Below are 16,138 nucleotides of genomic sequence, written 5' to 3'. Positions count from 1 at the left end.
GAAAAAGGCGGCAGCGTCATATCGAAGCTGCCGCCTGTCATGTGATGCCCCTGCGTCTTACCCGCAGCGCTTTTCGGCCTCTTCCACCGCGGCGGTGTAGCCCAGCAGGGAAAACGTGTCCTTGGTCTGGGTGCCGCGCGCCGAACGCGCCGTCAGCACCGCGTCGGTGCCGCGTTTCATCGCGGCAAGAACCCTTGCGTCATCCTCGGTGCTGGCGGGCCAGGCCCATTCACCTTCGGTGAACATCTCGAATTCAGAGTCTCCGATTTTGAGGTTCACCGTCGAGCCGCCCGCAAACGGGTAGCCGCCGGTAAAGGTGATCTGTCCCTGCACCCCCGCGCCGGGGCGAAAGAACGTCATCAGCAGGATATCCCCGCGCCGCACCGCAACCACGCGCCCATCCTTGGTGTTGACGGTTTCGGTCGGGGCGGATACTGCCCAGCATTCGCGCGGATCGTTATCCTCGAACACGCTCCATGCGGTATTCGTCGCGACCTGATTCGTGCTGGTTTCCTGTGCTGCTGCACCAGTTGTCATAACCCCGGCCAGCGCCAGGGCGATTGCACCCGCAAATCGTGATACCATATGTCCAGCCTCCAAGCTGTCCTGAGCCTCAATTCTTATCAGGTTGCCAGCGTCCCTTTACGGGATTCTTTTTTTGTGCAACCAGTCCGTTCTCGACACTGCAACATTAGACAGAAACAGGCGAGATGTGAAAGGCGCAATTGGCGGAATTTCGCACAATCCGCCGTGATCCTGCCTTTGCCGGAGACAACCCATGACACAGCCCGTTCCCCTGACCGAAATCTGGCGCGGCCCACGGCCCGAGAGCGTGCATCTGGGACATGCGGTGATCTGCGACGCCGGAGGTGGGATTGTCGAAGCATGGGGCAACCCGTCCGAGGTGATTTTGCCGCGCTCTTCGGCCAAGATGATTCAGGCGCTGCCGCTGGTGACCAGTGGCGCTGCGGATGCGCATGGGCTGACACCTGCGCAACTGGCGCTTGCCTGCGCCTCGCATAGCGGGGCGGCGATTCACACCGAGCGGGTGCAGGGCTGGCTTGCAGCGCTCGGCCTTGATGACGACGACCTGCGGTGTGGCGCACATTACCCGCAGGACAGGGAGGCGAACAAGGCGCTGGTCTGTTCAGACAGCGCGCCCTGTCAGGTCCATAACAACTGTTCCGGCAAGCATTCCGGTTTCCTGACCCTCAACCGTCATCTGGGCGGCGGACCCGAATATATCGACCCGGCCCATCCGGTCCAAAAGGCGGTGTTTGAGGCGTTCGAGACGGTGACGCGGGAAACCTCGCCGTTTTACGGCATCGACGGCTGTTCCGCCCCCAACCCGGCCTGCACGCTGCACGGCATGGCGCGTGCAATGGCGTGGTTTGCCGGGGCCTCGGACAGTGGCACTGTGGTCGAGCGTGCGGCGGTGCGGCTCTGGCAGGCGATGGTCGCGCATCCCGATCTGGTGGCGGGCGAGGGGCGTGCCTGCACAGACCTCATGCGCGCCTGCTCCGAGCCGGTGGCGCTCAAGACCGGGGCCGAGGCGTTTTTCATTGCCATCCTGCCGCAGCGGGGCCTTGGCGTGGCGCTCAAGGTGATCGACGGCGGCACGCGCGGCGCGGAATGCGCCATTGCCTCGATCCTCGTGCGGCTTGGCGTTCTGGACTCCGAGCATCCGGCGGCGCTCAAATACCGCAACGCGCCCGTCGTCAACTGGCGCGGGATCGAGACCGGAATGATCAGACCGGCGGCGGCAATTGCCTGAGTTGCGATGTCTGTGCGCGGCTCGGCGACGATCCTCTCATGCTTTGCGCCACCCGTTCCGGCGGGGGTCTGCCCAAACTCTGCCGCGTCGCAGGCAGACTGCCGCCTGCCGGATTTTCGCGGCAAGTGTCCGCGCATGAAACCCATTGATTCTGGCGTCTTTTTGCGGATTTTCCCACCCTTTCGAAAGGCTGCGGGACAAACCCGCCCGTGGCACCCATCTTCGGCTCAGGCGGCGCAACCGCGCCTCCTTAACCGAAACGAAAGGAAGACCGAACATGACCAAGGAATTCATTGCAGCCAGCCTTGCCATCGCCATGACCCTGCCTGCGGTGGCCCTCGCGGCAGATTACGCGGCAATGGACGCGGATGGCGACGGCACCATCTCGATGGCTGAGTTCCAGGAGGCGATGCCCGACGCGCCCGCTGATACGTTCATGGCGGCGGATACGGATGGCGACGGCCTGCTGAGCGAGGAAGAGATCACGGCCGCACAGGACGCGGGCATCCTGCCCGCAAGCGACGGCTGATCCGCGATCTTCGTTCCGAACGGGGCGGGTTTTGACCCGCCCCGTTTGCGTGCGCACGCGGTTCTCAATCCTGACGGGCAGGTGTGACAAACTCATCCTTGGCATAGCCCTGAAGATAGAGCAGCGCGGTCAGATCGCCGTGGTTGATGCGGATATCGCATTGCGCGGCCACGGATGGTTTGGCATGCAGCGCCACGCCCGAGCCTGCGCGCGCCAGCATGCCCAGATCGTTCGCGCCGTCGCCCACGGCGATGACATCCGCGCAAGATATCCCCAGCCTTGCGCTGATTTCCTCCAGGGTTTGCACTTTTGCCGCACGACTCAGAATGGGTCGCGCCACGTCGCCCAGCAATCTTCCGCCTTTGGTCAGAAGCGTGTTGGCGCGGTTCTCGTCAAACCCCAGCGTCGCAGCTACCGCCTGCGTGAACACCGTGAACCCGCCCGAGACAAGCGCGGCATAGGCCCCGTTCGCGCGCATCGTCGCCACCAGCTCGGCGCCGCCGGGCATATAGGTGATCCGGCTTGCCAGCACCTCGCCGATCACGCTCTGGGGCAGATCCCGGAGCAGCGCGACCCGTTCCAGAAGTGCGCCCTCGAAATCGAGTTCGCCATTCATCGCCCGCGCGGTGATCTCGCGCACATGCGCGCCCACGCCCGCCACCTCGGCCAGTTCGTCGATACATTCCTGTTCGATCATCGTGCTGTCCATGTCAGCCAGCAGCATCTTCTTGCGACGCCCCTCTGAGGGCTGCACCACCAGATCCACGCCTTGCTCCTGCACCTCGGTCCAGATGTCCCATCGGTTGCCCGGCACTTCGGGCATGGTGAATTCCGCGGCCTCGTCGGGGGCGAGCCACAGGGCCGCGCCGCCCCCCCAGGCATTGCGCAGCGCCTCGACAAGCGCAGGCTCCAGCGCACCCGGCGTGGCGATCAATGTGACTGTGAACATGGGGCAGGTTTCCGATCGTAGGCGCGCGGTGTCGCATTTTCTCACTCAAGCGGCGTTCTAGCGTCATTTCTGCACTTGCGAAAGGCCCCGCGTGGCCGTAATCCCGCAGGTGGGACACCCCTCCCCAACGAGGGGCGCTTATCTGAAAGGGTAGCTGCATGGCTATTGAAGCACCGGCAACGCGGCCGGGAAATCCGCGTTTTTCCTCTGGCCCCTGTGCCAAGATCCCCACATTCACCCTGGACAAACTATCTGACGCCCCGCTGGGCCGGAGCCATCGCGCGGCTGTAGGCAAGGCGCGTCTCAAGACCGCTATCGAGCAGACCCGCGCCATTCTCGGCGTGCCCGCCGATTACCGGATCGGCATCGTGCCCGCCTCCGACACAGGCGCCGTGGAAATGGCGATGTGGAACCTGCTGGGCGCGCGCCCGGTGGAAATGCTGGCATGGGAGAGCTTTGGCGCGGGCTGGGTCACCGATGTGGTCAAGCAGCTGAAACTCGACGCGGTGGTCAAGACCGCCGATTACGGCCAGATCGTTGACCTTGCCACGGTCGATACGGACAAGGATGTCGTCTTTACCTGGAATGGCACCACCTCTGGCGTGCGCGTGCCGAATGGCGACTGGATCAAGGCGGATCGGGAGGGGCTGACGATCTGTGATGCGACCTCTGCCGCCTTTGCGCAGGATCTGCCCTGGGACAAGCTCGACGCGACCACGTTCTCCTGGCAGAAGGTGCTGGGCGGCGAAGCGGCGCATGGCATGCTGATCCTCAGCCCCCGCGCGGTGGAGCGGCTGGAAAGCTACACGCCGCCCTGGCCGATGCCCAAGATTTTCCGCCTGACCAAGAGTGGCAAGCTGATCGAGGGCATCTTTGTGGGCGAGACGATCAACACGCCGTCGATGCTGGCGGTCGAGGATTATCTCCTGGCGCTCGACTGGGCCGCCTCTGTCGGGGGACTCAAGGGGCTGCGCGCCCGCGCCGACGCCAATCTGGCGGTGGTGGACGCATTCGTGGGGCGGCATGATTGGCTGTCCTTTCTGGCCAGTGATCCGGCCATCCGCTCGAATACCTCGGTCTGTCTCACGTTCGGGGATGCGCGGATCACCGACGGCGCTGCCTTTGCCAAGGCGGTTGCCAAGCGGCTGGAAACTGCAGGTGTGGCCTATGACATCGGCGCCTATCGCGACGCGCCCGCCGGTTTGCGGATCTGGTGTGGCGGAACGGTCGAGACGCCGGATGTGAGCGCGCTCATGCCCTGGATCGAATGGGCGTTCTACGCTGAGATCGCGGCGCTGTCCGTCAACGCATGATGGTGGGTTTCATCCACCCTACAGACCAAATGTAGGGTGGGCGCCACCAACCGCCTTCCGATATTCTCAAAAGGACCAATGAAAATGGCCCCCAAGGTACTCGTATCCGACAAACTCTCTGAAACCGCCGTCCAGATATTTCGGGATCGCGGCATCGAGGTGGATTTCCGCCCCGACCTGGGCAAGGACAAGGACAAGCTGGCCGAGGTGATCGGCGAGTATGACGGCCTCGCCATCCGCTCTGCCACCAAGGTGACGGCAAAGATTCTCGCCAATGCCCACAGGCTCAAGGTGATCGCCCGCGCCGGTATCGGCACCGACAATATCGACAAGGAAGCGGCGAGCAAGAAAGGCGTGATCGTGATGAACACGCCCTTTGGCAACATGATAACCACTGCCGAACATGCGATCGCGATGATGTTCGCGGTGGCGCGTCAGCTGCCCGAGGCCTCGGCCTCGACCCATGCGGGCAAATGGGAGAAGTCCCGGTTCATGGGCGTGGAACTGACCGGCAAGACGCTGGGTGTGATCGGCGCGGGCAATATCGGCGGCATCGTCTGCGACCGTGCCCGCGGTCTGCGGATGAAGGTGGTGGCCTACGACCCGTTCCTGAGCCACGAAAAGGCCGACAAGATGGGTGTGGAAAAGCTCGATCATCTCGACGATCTGCTTAAACGCGCCGATTTCATCACGCTGCACGTGCCGCTGACAGATCATACCCGCAACATCCTGAGCCGCGAGAACCTTGAAAAAACCAAAAAGGGCGTGCGCATCATCAACTGCGCGCGTGGCGGTCTGGTGGATGAGCAGGCGCTGGCGGACCTTTTGAAATCCGGCCATGTGGCGGGCGCGGGCTTTGACGTCTTCGCCGAGGAACCGGCAACGGAAAACCCGCTGTTCAACCTGCCCAACGTGGTCTGCACGCCGCATCTGGGGGCCGCCACCACCGAGGCGCAGGAAAACGTCGCCCTGCAGGTGGCCGAGCAGATGTCCGATTACCTGCTTACCGGGGCCGTGACCAACGCCCTCAACATGCCCTCGGTCACCGCCGAAGAGGCGCGGGTGATGGGGCCGTGGATCAAACTGGCGGAGCATCTGGGCAATTTCGTCGGTCAGATGACCGACGAGCCGCTCAAGGCGATCAATATCCTCTATGACGGGGTCGTCTCGGAGATGAACCTTGGCGCGCTCACATCGGCCGCCGTGGCCGGCATCATGAAATCGGTCAACCCCGAGGTCAACATGGTCTCGGCTCCCGTCGTGGCCAAGGAGCGGGGCGTCAAGATCTCGACCACGAAACAGGACAAATCCGGCGCTTTCGAGGGCTATATCAAGCTGACGGTGGTCACCGACAAGCGCGAGCGTTCTATCGGCGGCACGGTGTTTTCCGACGGCAAGCCGCGGTTCATCCAGATCAAGGGCATCAATATCGACGCCGAGATCGGCCGCCACATGCTCTATACCACCAACGAGGATGTGCCCGGCATCATCGGTACGCTGGGGCAGACGATGGGCGAGAACGGTGTCAACATCGCCAACTTTACCCTTGGCCGGGCCGATGCGGGGGGCGAGGCGATTGCCCTGCTCTATGTGGACGAGCCGGTACCGGCCAAGGCCATCGCGGCACTGCACGCCACCGGCAAGTTCCGGCAGATTCGCCCGCTGCAATTCGATATCGGCTGAATGGCGCGATGGGACCGGACGGCGCGACCGCTCCCCTGACAGGCGGCGGCGGTCGCGCCGCGAACCTGCTGGACATTCCCCGCCCGATTGCGATTTACATGCGCCCATGACCCGACCGATCTATGCCATTCCCGATATTCACGGGCAGGACGACCTGCTTGAGGCCGCACTCGATCGTGTCGAGCGGGATGGCGGTGCGGGGGCGTGTATCGTCTTTCTCGGCGATCTGGTGGATCGCGGGGCGGGCAGCCGGACGGTGATCGAGCGGCTGATGACCGCGCAGGCCGAGGGGCGCGACTGGACCGTGCTGCGCGGCAATCACGACCAGTTGTTCGTGGATTTTCTCGATCATGGCGGGACCGGATCACCGCGGATGCGTGCCGGGCTGACATGGCTGAACGAGCGGCTTGGCGGGGCGCAAACGCTGGCCTCTTACGGGGTGTCCGCCTCTGAGGCGCTGCATGATCCGGCCGTGGCGCGCGCCGCCGTGCCGCGCGGGCATCGCGACTGGCTGGCGGGTCTGCCGCTCTGGCAGGAGGTGGGCGATCTGCTGTTCGTGCATGCGGGCATCCGCCCCGGATTGCCGATGAGAATGCAGGATCCCTCTGACCTGATGTGGATCCGCGAGGGGTTTCTCGAACACGAGGCGCCGCATCCCTGGCTGGTGGTGCATGGTCACACCGCGCTTGATGTGCCGCAGCATTTCGGCAACCGCATCGACCTGGACGGCGGCGCGGGTTATGGTCGCCCGCTGTGGCCCGCGGTGTTCGAGGGGCAGGACTGCTGGCTGCTGACCGACAGGGGACGGGTGCCGCTGCGTCCGTGACCGCAGGTCGCCATTGCCACCCGGCGCGCATAGACGCTAGGGTCCGGCCAACTGACATCTGGAGGATACCCATGACCGATATCGTGATTCTGGACGGCTGCCGTACGGCGATCGGCACCTTTGGCGGTGCCCTGGCGGGGACGCCGCCCACCACGCTCGGGACCATCGTCGCCAAAGAGGCGCTGGCGCGGTCGGGGGTCGAGGGCGGGCAGATCGGCACCGTGGTCTTTGGCCATGTGATCAACACCGAACCGCGCGACATGTATGTCAGCCGCGTCGCGGCGATGGATGCGAGTATCCCGGAAACCACGCCCGCGATGAACGTCAACCGGCTTTGCGGTTCCGGGGCGCAGGCCATTGTTTCGGTGGTGCAATCCCTGATGCTGGGGGATGCCGATTTCGGTCTTGCGGGTGGTGCCGAAAACATGAGCCGCTCACCCTTCGTCATCCCCGATCAGCGCTGGGGGGCGAAGATGGGCGATGTCAGATCGCTCGACATGATGCTGGGCGCGCTCAACTGCCCCTTTGGTACCGGGCATATGGGGGTTACGGCGGAAAACGTGGCGGCAGAGCATGACATCAGCCGCATTGATCAGGATGCCTTTGCGCTGGAAAGCCAGCGGCGCGCGGCAGAGGCGATTGCCGAAGGGCGGTTCAGGTCGCAGATCGTGCCGGTCGAGGTGCGCATCAAGCGCGACATGGTGGCATTTGACACGGATGAGCACCCCAAGGCCACGAGCGCCGAGGCGCTCGCTGGTCTGAGGCCGGTGTTCCAGAAGGAGGGCAGCGTCACGGCGGGCAATGCCAGCGGGATCAACGACGGCGCGGCGGCATTGGTGCTGGCGCGCGCCGGGGCGGCGGAGGCCGCTGGTCTGAAACCCCGCGCGCGGGTGCTGGGCTATGCCCATGCCGGGGTGCGCCCCGAGGTGATGGGAATAGGTCCGGTGCCTGCGGTGAAGAAGCTGCTGGCAAGGACCGGGCTGGGCGTTGCGGATTTCGACGTGATCGAATCGAACGAGGCCTTTGCCGCGCAGGCCCTTGCGGTCAACAAGGCGCTCGGTCTGGATGCCGGGCGGGTCAATCCCAATGGCGGCGCCATTGCACTTGGCCATCCGGTCGGCGCGACCGGCGCGATCCTGACCGTCAAGGCGCTTTATGAGCTGGAGCGCACGGGTGGCAGGCGGGCGCTGATCACCATGTGCATCGGCGGCGGACAGGGCATCGCGCTCGCCATCGAGCGGCTCTGAATCCTGACATAAAAGGGATCGACCTTAAGCAGTTCTTCACGACGATACCGGATTGTGGCCCGATCACATCCGGCATGTCGGAGGACTGGCATGAGCCTTGTCAACAAGCTGGCACAGGAACGGCGCGCCCGGTTGGCCGCTGAACGGTTGCTGGAACAGAAACAGGCCGAATTGCAGGCCGCCAACCGCAAGCTGGGCAAGCACGCGCGCGCCCTGTCCGACGAGATTGTCGAGACGCGCGCCGAGGTGCGATCCGTGCGCGACGAGAACCTGCGCGTCAGATCCGACCTCGATTCGGCCAATCACCGGGCCGAGGTTATCCAACGTCGTCTCGGGCATGTGATTGAGACTATTCAGGGTGGATTCGCCGTCTTCGACGCCGACAGCCGACTGATCGCAGCCAACCGCGCCTGGCTTGCGGTGTTTGATGGGCTCGAGGCCGTGCGACCGGGGATCAGCTATGCCGAAATCCTGCAGTGCATCACCGAAGAGGGGATTTTCGACATCGGCGATCTCAGGCCGCAGGACTGGCATGAGCGGATGCTGGACCGCTGGCAGAGGCCGACCCCCGGACCGGAAGTCGTCAGGCTGTGGAACGGGCAATACATCAGGCTGACCGACCGGCGCGGACAGGACGGCGATGTCGTGGGCCTTGCGCTGAACATCACCAGAACCATCCGCCATCAGAAGAAACCGGAGGCGGCACGCCACAAGGCCGAGGCGGATTCGGCTCAGGCGGCGGGATGGTCGCGCAAAAAGACCCAGCTGTCGCCGCCGGACATATCCGCGCTGTAGCGGTAACCGCCGGTATCGAAATCCTTGAGCGCCTCGGGGGCGGTCAGGCGGTGCTGGATCACGAAACGCGCCATCGCGCCGCGCGCCCGCTTGGCGTAAAAGCTGACGATGCACGGCGTGCCCGCCTTGTCCTCCATGAACACGGGCGTGATCACCCGCGGTTTGAGCGCCGCGCGATCCACCGCGCCGAAATATTCCTGACTGGCGCAGTTGATCAGCGTGGCGGTGCCCAGCGTTTCGGCCTGGGCATTGAGTGCCTCGGAGATGCGCGCGCCCCAGTAGTCATAAAGCGTTCTGCCGCGCGCGGTCCGCAGGCGGCTGCCCATTTCCAGCCGATAGGGTTGGATCGCGTCGAGCGGGCGCAGGATCCCGTAAAGGCCCGACAGGATGCGCAGGTGGTCCTGCGCCCATGTCATCTCTTCTGGATCGAGCGAGCCTGCCTCAAGCCCCAGATAGGTGTCACCGGCAAAGGCGATCGCGGCCGGCTTTTCCTCCATCCGACCGAAATCGGCAAAGCGCCCGGCGTTGAGCCGCGCCAGATTCTCGCTGATTCCCATCAGTTTTTGCAGGTCGCCCACGTCGAGGTCGCGCGCTGTCTCGGCCAGTTCATGAGCCTCGGTCTGAAAGACGGGGTGCGTGGCTTTGATCCCTTCCACGGGGGTCATGTCGAGTTTCTTGGCGGGTGATAGGGTGACCAACATTCCTGTATCCTTCTTGTCGGCAATGCGCCTGATCTAGGACGCTGCGCGCAGAACGTCCAGAAATGCCGGGCCGAAACGTTCAGCGTATTTCTCGCCCAGCAGGCGGGTCATGTCCTGTGCGGTGTGCGGGCGCTGACTGGCCACCTTGGCCAGAAGTGATGCCGAACAGCTGAGCGGGCGGTCGATGCCATCCGGGCCATGCACCAGCTCTGCCTGCACCTGCACAAGCTGATCGTACAGATCGCCCGCCGCGCGCCCGGCCAGTTTGCGGCGCGCGGGATGCACCGGCTCTGCCGCACCATTGATCACCTCTAGAAATGCCGCGCCATAGCGTTCCAGCTTGGTCGCGCCGACGCCGCCGATGCGCGCCATCTGATCCAAGGTGGCGGGCCGTGTCTCGGCCATCTCGATCAGCGTGCGGTCGTTGAAGACGATATAGGCGGGCACGCCCGCCGCCTCGGCCAGGGCTCGGCGTCTGGCCTTGAGCGCCGACAGAAGCGGCGCATCCTCGTCCGAGACGAGCGCGCGCACGGCGGGGCGGGGGGCGCTGGCCACCGTGTCGCGGCGCAGCGTGATGTCTTCTTCACCGCGCAGGATCGGGCGCGCCGCTTCTGTCATGACCAGTGCGCCGTGGCGTTCGGGATCGGGGCGGATCAGGTCGCGGCCCATGATCTGACGGAATATCCCCTGCCAGCCGCGCCGGTCTATATCGCGCCCGACGCCGAACGTGGGCAGGCTGTCGTGGCCGCGCGCGCGCAGCTTGTCAGTGGCATTTCCAGTCAGGATGTCGATGAGATGCCCCGCGCCGAACCGCTCGCCGGTGCGCAGGATCGCCGACAACGCCTTGCGCACGGCCTGGGTGGCGTCAAACGTCTCTGGCGGGGTGTCGCAGAGGTCGCAGTTGCCGCAAGGGGATGCCTGCTCGCCGAAATAGCGCAACAGTGTGGCGCGGCGGCAGGTCATCGCCTCTGCCAGACCGAGAAGCGCGTTGAGCCGCCCGTGATCGGCCATGCGCCGTTCGGGCGGGGCAAGCCCCTCGTCGATCTGTGCGCGGCGCAGGCGGATATCGTCGGGGCCAAAGAGGGTGAGGGTTTCGGCGGACGCGCCGTCCCGGCCTGCGCGGCCGATTTCCTGATAATAGCTTTCGATGGATTTGGGCAGGTCGGCATGTGCGACCCAACGGATATCCGGCTTGTCCACGCCCATGCCAAAGGCGACGGTGGCGACGACGATCAGACCGTCCTCGGAATTGAAGCGGTGTTCCACGTTGCGCCGCGCCTCTGCCTCCATGCCGCCGTGGTAGGCGCAGGCACTGTGTCCGGCGTTGCCAAGCGCCTGCGCGAGGCTCTCTGTCTTGGCGCGAGTGCCGCAATAGACTATACCCGACTGTCCCTTGCGCACGGCGGCGAATTCCATGATCTGACGGCGGGGCTGGTCCTTGGCGGCAAAGGCGAGGTGAATGTTGGGCCGGTCGAACCCGTGCAGAAAGACCTGCGGCTGCTGCCCGTCAAACAGCTTTTCTATGATCTCGGCCTGCGTTTCGGTGTCGGCGGTGGCGGTAAAGGCCGCAAGCGGCACGTTGAGCGCACGTCTGAGTTCCCCGATCCGCAGGTAATCAGGCCTGAAGTCATGGCCCCATTGACTGACGCAATGCGCTTCGTCCACGGCGATGAGACTGACGCCGATGCGCCGCAGCATGCCCAGAGAGGCCCCTGCCGCCAGCCGTTCGGGCGCTACATAGAGCAGTTTCAGTCGCCCCTCGTCGAGCGCCCGCCAGACCTCTGCCGTCTCTTCCTCGGTGTTGCCGGAGGTCAGTGCGCCCGCCTCGACGCCTGCCGCGCGCAGGGCGCGGACCTGATCGCGCATCAGCGCGATCAGGGGCGAGATGACCACCGTCACCCCGTCACGCATCAGCGCGGGAAGCTGGAAACACAGGGATTTGCCGCCGCCCGTGGGCATGATCGCCAGCGTGTTGCAGCCCGCGCTTACAGTGTGAATGATCTCTTCCTGACCGGGACGAAAGGCATCGAATCCGAATACATCGCGCAAAAGCGTGGCAGCACCGGGCATGGGAATTTCCTGTAGGATTTTATCTGTCTGCTCTTACAGGAAGTTTTCCATACTAAGATTCGGTGAACAAGCCCTCAATCAGAAAAACGCCGCCGCGTTGTTGATCAGCACGATCCGCAGCGCATAGACCGCGACCAGCACCACCAGCGGCGCCAGGTCGATCCCCGACATCGGCGGCAGGAAGCGGCGCACGCGGCCATAGATCGGCTCAAGCAGGCGGTTCAGCCCATGCCAGACCTGCGCCACGAACTGCTGGCGCAGGTTGAGAACCTGGAAATTGATCAACCAGGACATGATGACATGCGCGATGATCAGAAACCACAGGACATCGAGCAGCAGCATCAGGATCTGGAACAGCGATTGCATGGGCAGGGGATCCTCCGGTCCGAAACGCCTATGACCTATTCAAGCACGCGGCAAAGCGCAAGCCTTACGCGCGGTCGCGGTTGACGCGGTTGTTGGCCGGTATAAACGCGGCGCGCAAAGGAGACGCCGATGTATCCCGTTTTGCGCCTGATGTGGCAACTGTTCCTCTATCGCAGGTCCGCGCGCCTGCCTGTGACCGGCATCCATGTGTCGCATCATTACTGCCTGCCCTGGGATATTGATCTGTGGCGCGAGCTGAACAATGGCCGGACCCTGACACTCTATGATATGGGTCGCATTCCGCTTGCTGGGCGCGTCGGGCTGATCGAGGTGCTCAGGCGCAAAGGCTGGGGGCTGGCGATCGCCGGGGCAAGCGTGCGCTATCGCCGCCGGATCACCATGTTCGAGCGGATCGAGATGCGTTCAAGGGTGCTGACCTGGGACGCGCGTTTCGTCTATGTCGAGCAGTCCATGTGGAAATCGTCGGGCGAATGCGCCAACCATGTGTTGTATCGCACGGCGCTGACCGGGCGTGAGGGGATCATAACGCCGGACCGGATACTGGCGGAACTGGGTCATTTCGAGCCTGCACCCCCCGCGCCCGCCTGGGCGCGCGCCTGGATAGAGGCCGATGCGCAGCGCACCTGGCCGCCGATGCAGGAATAGCTTGCCTCTGGCCTGACGAGCCTGTCATATCGCCCTTGAGGCGAAGGGACAGGCATGGCGGAAATATCGCAGCGCAAGCGCATCTGGGGCTGGTTCTTCTTCGACTGGGCAAGCCAGCCGTATCACACGCTGCTGGTGACTTTCATTTTCGGGCCGTATTTCGCGTCTGTCGCCTCTGACCATTTCATGACCACGGGGCTGAGCGAAGAGATCGCCGATGCGCGCGCGCAGACGATTTGGTCCTGGTGCCTGACGGTAACGGGGCTGATCATCGGATTCGGCGCGCCAGTCATGGGCGCCTTCGCCGATACGACGGGGCGGCGGCTGCCTTGGATCGTCGTGTTTTCCATGATGTATGTTGTCGGCGCCACCGCGATCTGGTGGACAATGCCCGATGGGTCGACCCTGTGGTGGGGGTTGCTGGCCTTTGGTTTTGGTTTCATCGGCGCGGAATATGCGCTGATTTTCATCAACTCGCAACTGCCCTCTCTTGGCACGGCGGAAGAGGTTGGTAATCTCTCGGGGTCCGGGTTCGCCTTTGGCTATATCGGCGGGGTGCTGTCGCTGGCCGTCATGCTGCTACTTTTTGTCGAACAGCCAAGCGGCAAGACACTGGTCGGACTGGACCCGGCATTCGGGTTGGATGCCGGCGCGCGCGAGGGGACACGGTTTGTCGGACCATTCTCGGCGCTGTGGTTTGCGGTGTTCATGATCCCCTATTTCCTGTGGGTGCGCGATACCGGACCAGTGGGGCACGGTCGCGGTGTCAGGGTTGCCCTGGGCACATTGCTCAGGACGATCAAGGGGCTGCGCCACAGGCTGAGTCTGAGCACCTATCTGGGATCGTCGATGTTCTATCGCGATGCGCTGAACGGGCTCTACGGCTTTGGCGGCACCTATGCCATTCTGGTGCTCAACTGGTCGATCGTGTCGGTGGGCATTTTCGGCATCATCGGCGCGATCTCGGCGGCGCTGTTCAGCTGGGTGGGGGGCAAGGCGGACCGGCGGTTCGGACCGAAACCGGTGATCATCGCCGCGATCTGGGGCCTGATCGCGGTCTGTGTCACGGTGGTGGGCATGGATCGCAGCCAGATTTTCGGCATGCCGCTCGCGCCCGGCTCGACCCTGCCGGACGCGGTGTTTTTCGGCTGTGGCGTGCTGATTGGCGGCCTGGGCGGTACGCTTCAGGCGGCCAGCCGTTCACTGATGGTGCGTCATACGGATCCGGCGCTGCCTACTGAAAACTTTGGTCTTTACGGCTTGTCGGGACGTGCGACGGCGTTTCTTGCCCCGGCGCTGATCGGGCTAGTGACGGCATTGAGCGGCTCTGCGCGCATCGGCGTGTCGCCGGTGATTTTCCTTTTCCTGATCGGTCTTGTCCTGTTACGCTGGGTCAACGCGGAAGGGGACAGGGACAGATGGGCCGGAGCGTCGTAGCAATCGCGCTTGTGCTGGGGTTGACGAGCTGTAACCAGACCACACCCGAGCCGGAAAAGACCGGCATCCTGTCGAGCCAGAGCATCCCCGCCGCGATGCAAGGTGTTCACGCAAAACAGCTATTCGGGGTGCAAGGGCGCGGGTCGGAACATTCACCGGCGGTCTATGGCGGCTATGCCCGGGGGTGTCTGGCGGGTGGCGTTGCCCTGCCCGAGACGGGGCCGACATGGCAGGCAATGCGGCTGAGCCGCAACCGCAACTGGGGACACCCGCAAACCATTGATTTTGTGCAGAAGCTGTCGCACGTGGCGGCGCAACAACCGGGCTGGAACGGGCTTTATGTGGGCGATATCAGTCAACCGCGAGGCGGGCCGATGCTGACCGGCCATGCCAGCCATCAGTTGGGTCTGGATGTTGATATCTGGCTGAACCCGGCGGACAATCTGAAACTCAGCCGGGTAGAGCGGGAAAATATCTCTGCAATATCAATGCAGCGCGCGAATGGTGCCTATACCAACAGCCAATGGACGCGCGCCCATCATGAGATCGTCAAGGCCGCCGCAAAGGACCCGCGAACGGCGCGGATTTTCATCTTTGCCGGGGCCAAGGCGCAGATGTGCCGGGACGAAACCGGCGACCGGGCGTGGCTGCGCAAGGTTCGGCCATGGTGGGGGCATCATTACCATTTCCATGTCAGGCTGAATTGCCCTGATAATGCAACTGGTTGCGAACCGCAGGCCGCGCCGCCGCCGGGTGATGGCTGTGCCGAGGCAGAGCAATGGGTGCGCAACATCCTGAACCCGCCACCGCCCGATCCGACCGCACCCAAACCCAAGCCAAAGCGCGAGCTGACCATGGCCGACCTGCCGCGCCAATGCGTAGCGGTGTTGCAAGGCAACTGAATCATCATCCTGCGGGAAAATTTATCTGCACCACATCATTTTGTTTTGACAACGGCAGAATTTGTGGCAACCTGTGGATAAGTTCAACAAGCGAAAGGAGGTGGTCCAGTGTCTGCAGAGGTATTGGAGCGAGGTGTCGGAACAGTTCGGGAGGTCATCGCCTAGGGCAGCCCCGAGGCGGAAGCGAAACCCGAATTGGTGCGCCTAACCGGCCCACCTCCGTAACTTCCAGAGGGCCGTTCCGGGATCGGGGCGGCCCTTCTGATCTGTTATAATCCGTACGGTTCGGGCCGTGAACCGTACGGATCACCCCACCTGGCGCGCGACGCCCTAACCAAACCGGACAGATGCTGAGGATCAACGATCAGATCGCCATCGAGGACTGGGAACTGACGGAACAGTTCATCCGCGCCTCGGGTCCCGGCGGACAAAATGTGAACAAGGTGTCGAGCGCGGTCGAATTGCGGTTCGAGGCCGAACGCTCGCCCAACCTGCCCGCTCCGGTCAAGGTGCGGTTGCGCCGCCTGGCCGGGCGGCGCTGGACCAAGGAGGGGGCGGTCGTCCTGCAGTGTGACGAGACCCGCAGCCAGACCCGCAACCGCGAGATCGTGCGCGAACGGCTGGCCGATCTGATCCGGCAGGCCAGCGTTGCGCCCAAGCGGCGGGTGGCGACGAAACCGACGCTGGGATCGAAGAAGCGGCGGCTCAAGGCCAAGACGCTGCGCGGCGAGGTCAAGGCGCTGCGGGGAAAAGTGGAGGGGGAGGAGTAGGACGGCTGCGTGGCGGGGCGCACCCCGTGACGGCGCATAACGCAGCGTTGTGGGGTGACAATGGCACCCGCCTGCGGCATCAAAGCGGAAGCCAAGGGAGGTCCGTCAGC

The 16,138-nt window shown here is 63.9% G+C and carries 16 protein-coding genes; 11 read left to right on the top strand and 5 right to left on the bottom strand.

Annotation, left to right across the window (positions count from 1 at the left end; all coding sequences use genetic code 11):
- Window positions 1-57 precede the first annotated feature (57 nt).
- On the bottom strand, window positions 58-585 hold the full coding sequence (locus tag BSG08_RS03825) for an invasion associated locus B family protein (RefSeq protein WP_175544680.1): 528 nt from the start codon (window positions 583-585) through the stop codon (window positions 58-60).
- Window positions 586-778: 193 nt separating this feature from the next.
- On the opposite strand from BSG08_RS03825, the gene BSG08_RS03820 reads away from it, so the two are divergent.
- A complete protein-coding gene (locus BSG08_RS03820; RefSeq protein ID WP_093032340.1) occupies window positions 779-1,774 on the top strand; it encodes an asparaginase in 996 nt (331 codons plus the stop codon).
- Window positions 1,775-2,051: 277 nt separating this feature from the next.
- Window positions 2,052-2,303, top strand: a complete 252-nt coding sequence (locus BSG08_RS03815; protein ID WP_093032337.1) for an EF-hand domain-containing protein — start codon at window positions 2,052-2,054, stop codon at window positions 2,301-2,303.
- Window positions 2,304-2,367: 64 nt separating this feature from the next.
- On the opposite strand, the gene serB is transcribed toward BSG08_RS03815, so the two are convergent.
- On the bottom strand, window positions 2,368-3,252 hold the full coding sequence (gene serB, locus BSG08_RS03810; protein ID WP_093032334.1) for a phosphoserine phosphatase SerB: 885 nt from the start codon (window positions 3,250-3,252) through the stop codon (window positions 2,368-2,370).
- Window positions 3,253-3,410: 158 nt separating this feature from the next.
- Here serB and BSG08_RS03805 point away from each other — a divergent pair, with 158 nt between their 5' ends.
- The 5 genes from BSG08_RS03805 (at window position 3,411) to BSG08_RS03785 (ending at window position 9,116) form a co-directional block, all read left to right on the top strand.
- Entirely contained in the window at window positions 3,411-4,565 is a 1,155-nt protein-coding gene (locus BSG08_RS03805) for a phosphoserine transaminase (protein ID WP_093032331.1), read from the top strand.
- Between the two features lie 84 nt (window positions 4,566-4,649).
- Window positions 4,650-6,248, top strand: coding sequence for a phosphoglycerate dehydrogenase (gene serA / locus BSG08_RS03800; RefSeq protein ID WP_093032328.1), 1,599 nt, complete (start codon window positions 4,650-4,652; stop codon window positions 6,246-6,248).
- A 106-nt stretch (window positions 6,249-6,354) separates the two neighbouring features.
- Window positions 6,355-7,074, top strand: a complete 720-nt coding sequence (locus BSG08_RS03795) for a metallophosphoesterase (RefSeq protein WP_093032325.1) — start codon at window positions 6,355-6,357, stop codon at window positions 7,072-7,074.
- A 71-nt stretch (window positions 7,075-7,145) separates the two neighbouring features.
- Window positions 7,146-8,321, top strand: a complete 1,176-nt coding sequence (locus BSG08_RS03790; protein WP_093032321.1) for an acetyl-CoA C-acyltransferase family protein — start codon at window positions 7,146-7,148, stop codon at window positions 8,319-8,321.
- Window positions 8,322-8,411: 90 nt separating this feature from the next.
- Window positions 8,412-9,116 (top strand): PAS-domain containing protein, encoded by a 705-nt coding sequence (locus BSG08_RS03785; protein ID WP_093032318.1) that lies wholly within the window; start codon window positions 8,412-8,414, stop codon window positions 9,114-9,116.
- Here BSG08_RS03785 and yaaA read toward each other — a convergent pair.
- The 3 genes from yaaA to BSG08_RS03770 all read right to left on the bottom strand — a co-directional run bounded on the left by yaaA (window position 9,053) and on the right by BSG08_RS03770 (window position 12,253).
- Window positions 9,053-9,817 (bottom strand): peroxide stress protein YaaA, encoded by a 765-nt coding sequence (gene yaaA, locus BSG08_RS03780; protein WP_093032315.1) that lies wholly within the window; start codon window positions 9,815-9,817, stop codon window positions 9,053-9,055. The genes BSG08_RS03785 and yaaA overlap by 64 nt on opposite strands.
- A gap of 33 nt (window positions 9,818-9,850) precedes the next feature.
- On the bottom strand, window positions 9,851-11,887 hold the full coding sequence (recQ, locus tag BSG08_RS03775) for a DNA helicase RecQ (RefSeq protein ID WP_093032312.1): 2,037 nt from the start codon (window positions 11,885-11,887) through the stop codon (window positions 9,851-9,853).
- A 78-nt stretch (window positions 11,888-11,965) separates the two neighbouring features.
- Window positions 11,966-12,253 carry a YggT family protein gene (locus tag BSG08_RS03770; protein WP_093032309.1) on the bottom strand — a complete coding sequence of 96 codons (288 nt, stop codon included), beginning with the start codon at window positions 12,251-12,253 and terminating at the stop codon, window positions 11,966-11,968.
- 129 nt (window positions 12,254-12,382) lie between these two features.
- Between BSG08_RS03770 and BSG08_RS03765 the strand changes: the two genes are divergently transcribed.
- From BSG08_RS03765 to arfB, 4 genes are all read left to right on the top strand, one after another.
- A complete protein-coding gene (locus BSG08_RS03765) occupies window positions 12,383-12,919 on the top strand; it encodes an acyl-CoA thioesterase (RefSeq protein WP_093032306.1) in 537 nt (178 codons plus the stop codon).
- Window positions 12,920-12,973: 54 nt separating this feature from the next.
- Window positions 12,974-14,356: an MFS transporter gene (locus tag BSG08_RS03760; RefSeq protein WP_093032304.1), complete on the top strand. Its 1,383-nt coding sequence runs from the start codon at window positions 12,974-12,976 to the stop codon at window positions 14,354-14,356.
- A complete protein-coding gene (gene mepA / locus BSG08_RS03755; RefSeq protein WP_093032301.1) occupies window positions 14,338-15,258 on the top strand; it encodes a penicillin-insensitive murein endopeptidase in 921 nt (306 codons plus the stop codon). Before BSG08_RS03760 ends, mepA begins: the two co-directional genes overlap by 19 nt.
- Before the next feature lie 347 nt (window positions 15,259-15,605).
- Window positions 15,606-16,028 carry an alternative ribosome rescue aminoacyl-tRNA hydrolase ArfB gene (gene arfB, locus BSG08_RS03750; RefSeq protein ID WP_093032298.1) on the top strand — a complete coding sequence of 141 codons (423 nt, stop codon included), beginning with the start codon at window positions 15,606-15,608 and terminating at the stop codon, window positions 16,026-16,028.
- Window positions 16,029-16,138: the final 110 nt, after the last annotated feature.

Source organism: Roseovarius azorensis (assembly GCF_900109455.1).
Lineage (GTDB): Bacteria > Pseudomonadota > Alphaproteobacteria > Rhodobacterales > Rhodobacteraceae > Roseovarius > Roseovarius azorensis.
The sequence above is the reverse complement of the archived record's forward strand: the minus strand, read 5'-3'. Positions and strand labels throughout refer to the sequence as shown.

What these genes read in the sequence shown, in the direction of transcription:
- BSG08_RS03805 (WP_093032331.1), top strand. Translation starts at nt 3,411, where the DNA reads ATGGCTATTGAAGCACCGGCAACGCGGCCGGGAAATCCGCGTTTTTCC.
- arfB (WP_093032298.1), top strand. Translation starts at nt 15,606, where the DNA reads ATGCTGAGGATCAACGATCAGATCGCCATCGAGGACTGGGAACTGACG.
- BSG08_RS03765 (WP_093032306.1), top strand. Translation starts at nt 12,383, where the DNA reads ATGTATCCCGTTTTGCGCCTGATGTGGCAACTGTTCCTCTATCGCAGG.
- yaaA (WP_093032315.1), bottom strand. Translation starts at nt 9,817, where the DNA reads ATGTTGGTCACCCTATCACCCGCCAAGAAACTCGACATGACCCCCGTG.
- BSG08_RS03815 (WP_093032337.1), top strand. Translation starts at nt 2,052, where the DNA reads ATGACCAAGGAATTCATTGCAGCCAGCCTTGCCATCGCCATGACCCTG.
- BSG08_RS03795 (WP_093032325.1), top strand. Translation starts at nt 6,355, where the DNA reads ATGACCCGACCGATCTATGCCATTCCCGATATTCACGGGCAGGACGAC.
- recQ (WP_093032312.1), bottom strand. Translation starts at nt 11,887, where the DNA reads ATGCCCGGTGCTGCCACGCTTTTGCGCGATGTATTCGGATTCGATGCC.
- serA (WP_093032328.1), top strand. Translation starts at nt 4,650, where the DNA reads ATGGCCCCCAAGGTACTCGTATCCGACAAACTCTCTGAAACCGCCGTC.
- BSG08_RS03785 (WP_093032318.1), top strand. Translation starts at nt 8,412, where the DNA reads ATGAGCCTTGTCAACAAGCTGGCACAGGAACGGCGCGCCCGGTTGGCC.
- BSG08_RS03790 (WP_093032321.1), top strand. Translation starts at nt 7,146, where the DNA reads ATGACCGATATCGTGATTCTGGACGGCTGCCGTACGGCGATCGGCACC.
- serB (WP_093032334.1), bottom strand. Translation starts at nt 3,252, where the DNA reads ATGTTCACAGTCACATTGATCGCCACGCCGGGTGCGCTGGAGCCTGCG.
- BSG08_RS03760 (WP_093032304.1), top strand. Translation starts at nt 12,974, where the DNA reads ATGGCGGAAATATCGCAGCGCAAGCGCATCTGGGGCTGGTTCTTCTTC.
- BSG08_RS03770 (WP_093032309.1), bottom strand. Translation starts at nt 12,253, where the DNA reads ATGCAATCGCTGTTCCAGATCCTGATGCTGCTGCTCGATGTCCTGTGG.
- mepA (WP_093032301.1), top strand. Translation starts at nt 14,338, where the DNA reads ATGGGCCGGAGCGTCGTAGCAATCGCGCTTGTGCTGGGGTTGACGAGC.
- BSG08_RS03820 (WP_093032340.1), top strand. Translation starts at nt 779, where the DNA reads ATGACACAGCCCGTTCCCCTGACCGAAATCTGGCGCGGCCCACGGCCC.
- BSG08_RS03825 (WP_175544680.1), bottom strand. Translation starts at nt 585, where the DNA reads ATGGTATCACGATTTGCGGGTGCAATCGCCCTGGCGCTGGCCGGGGTT.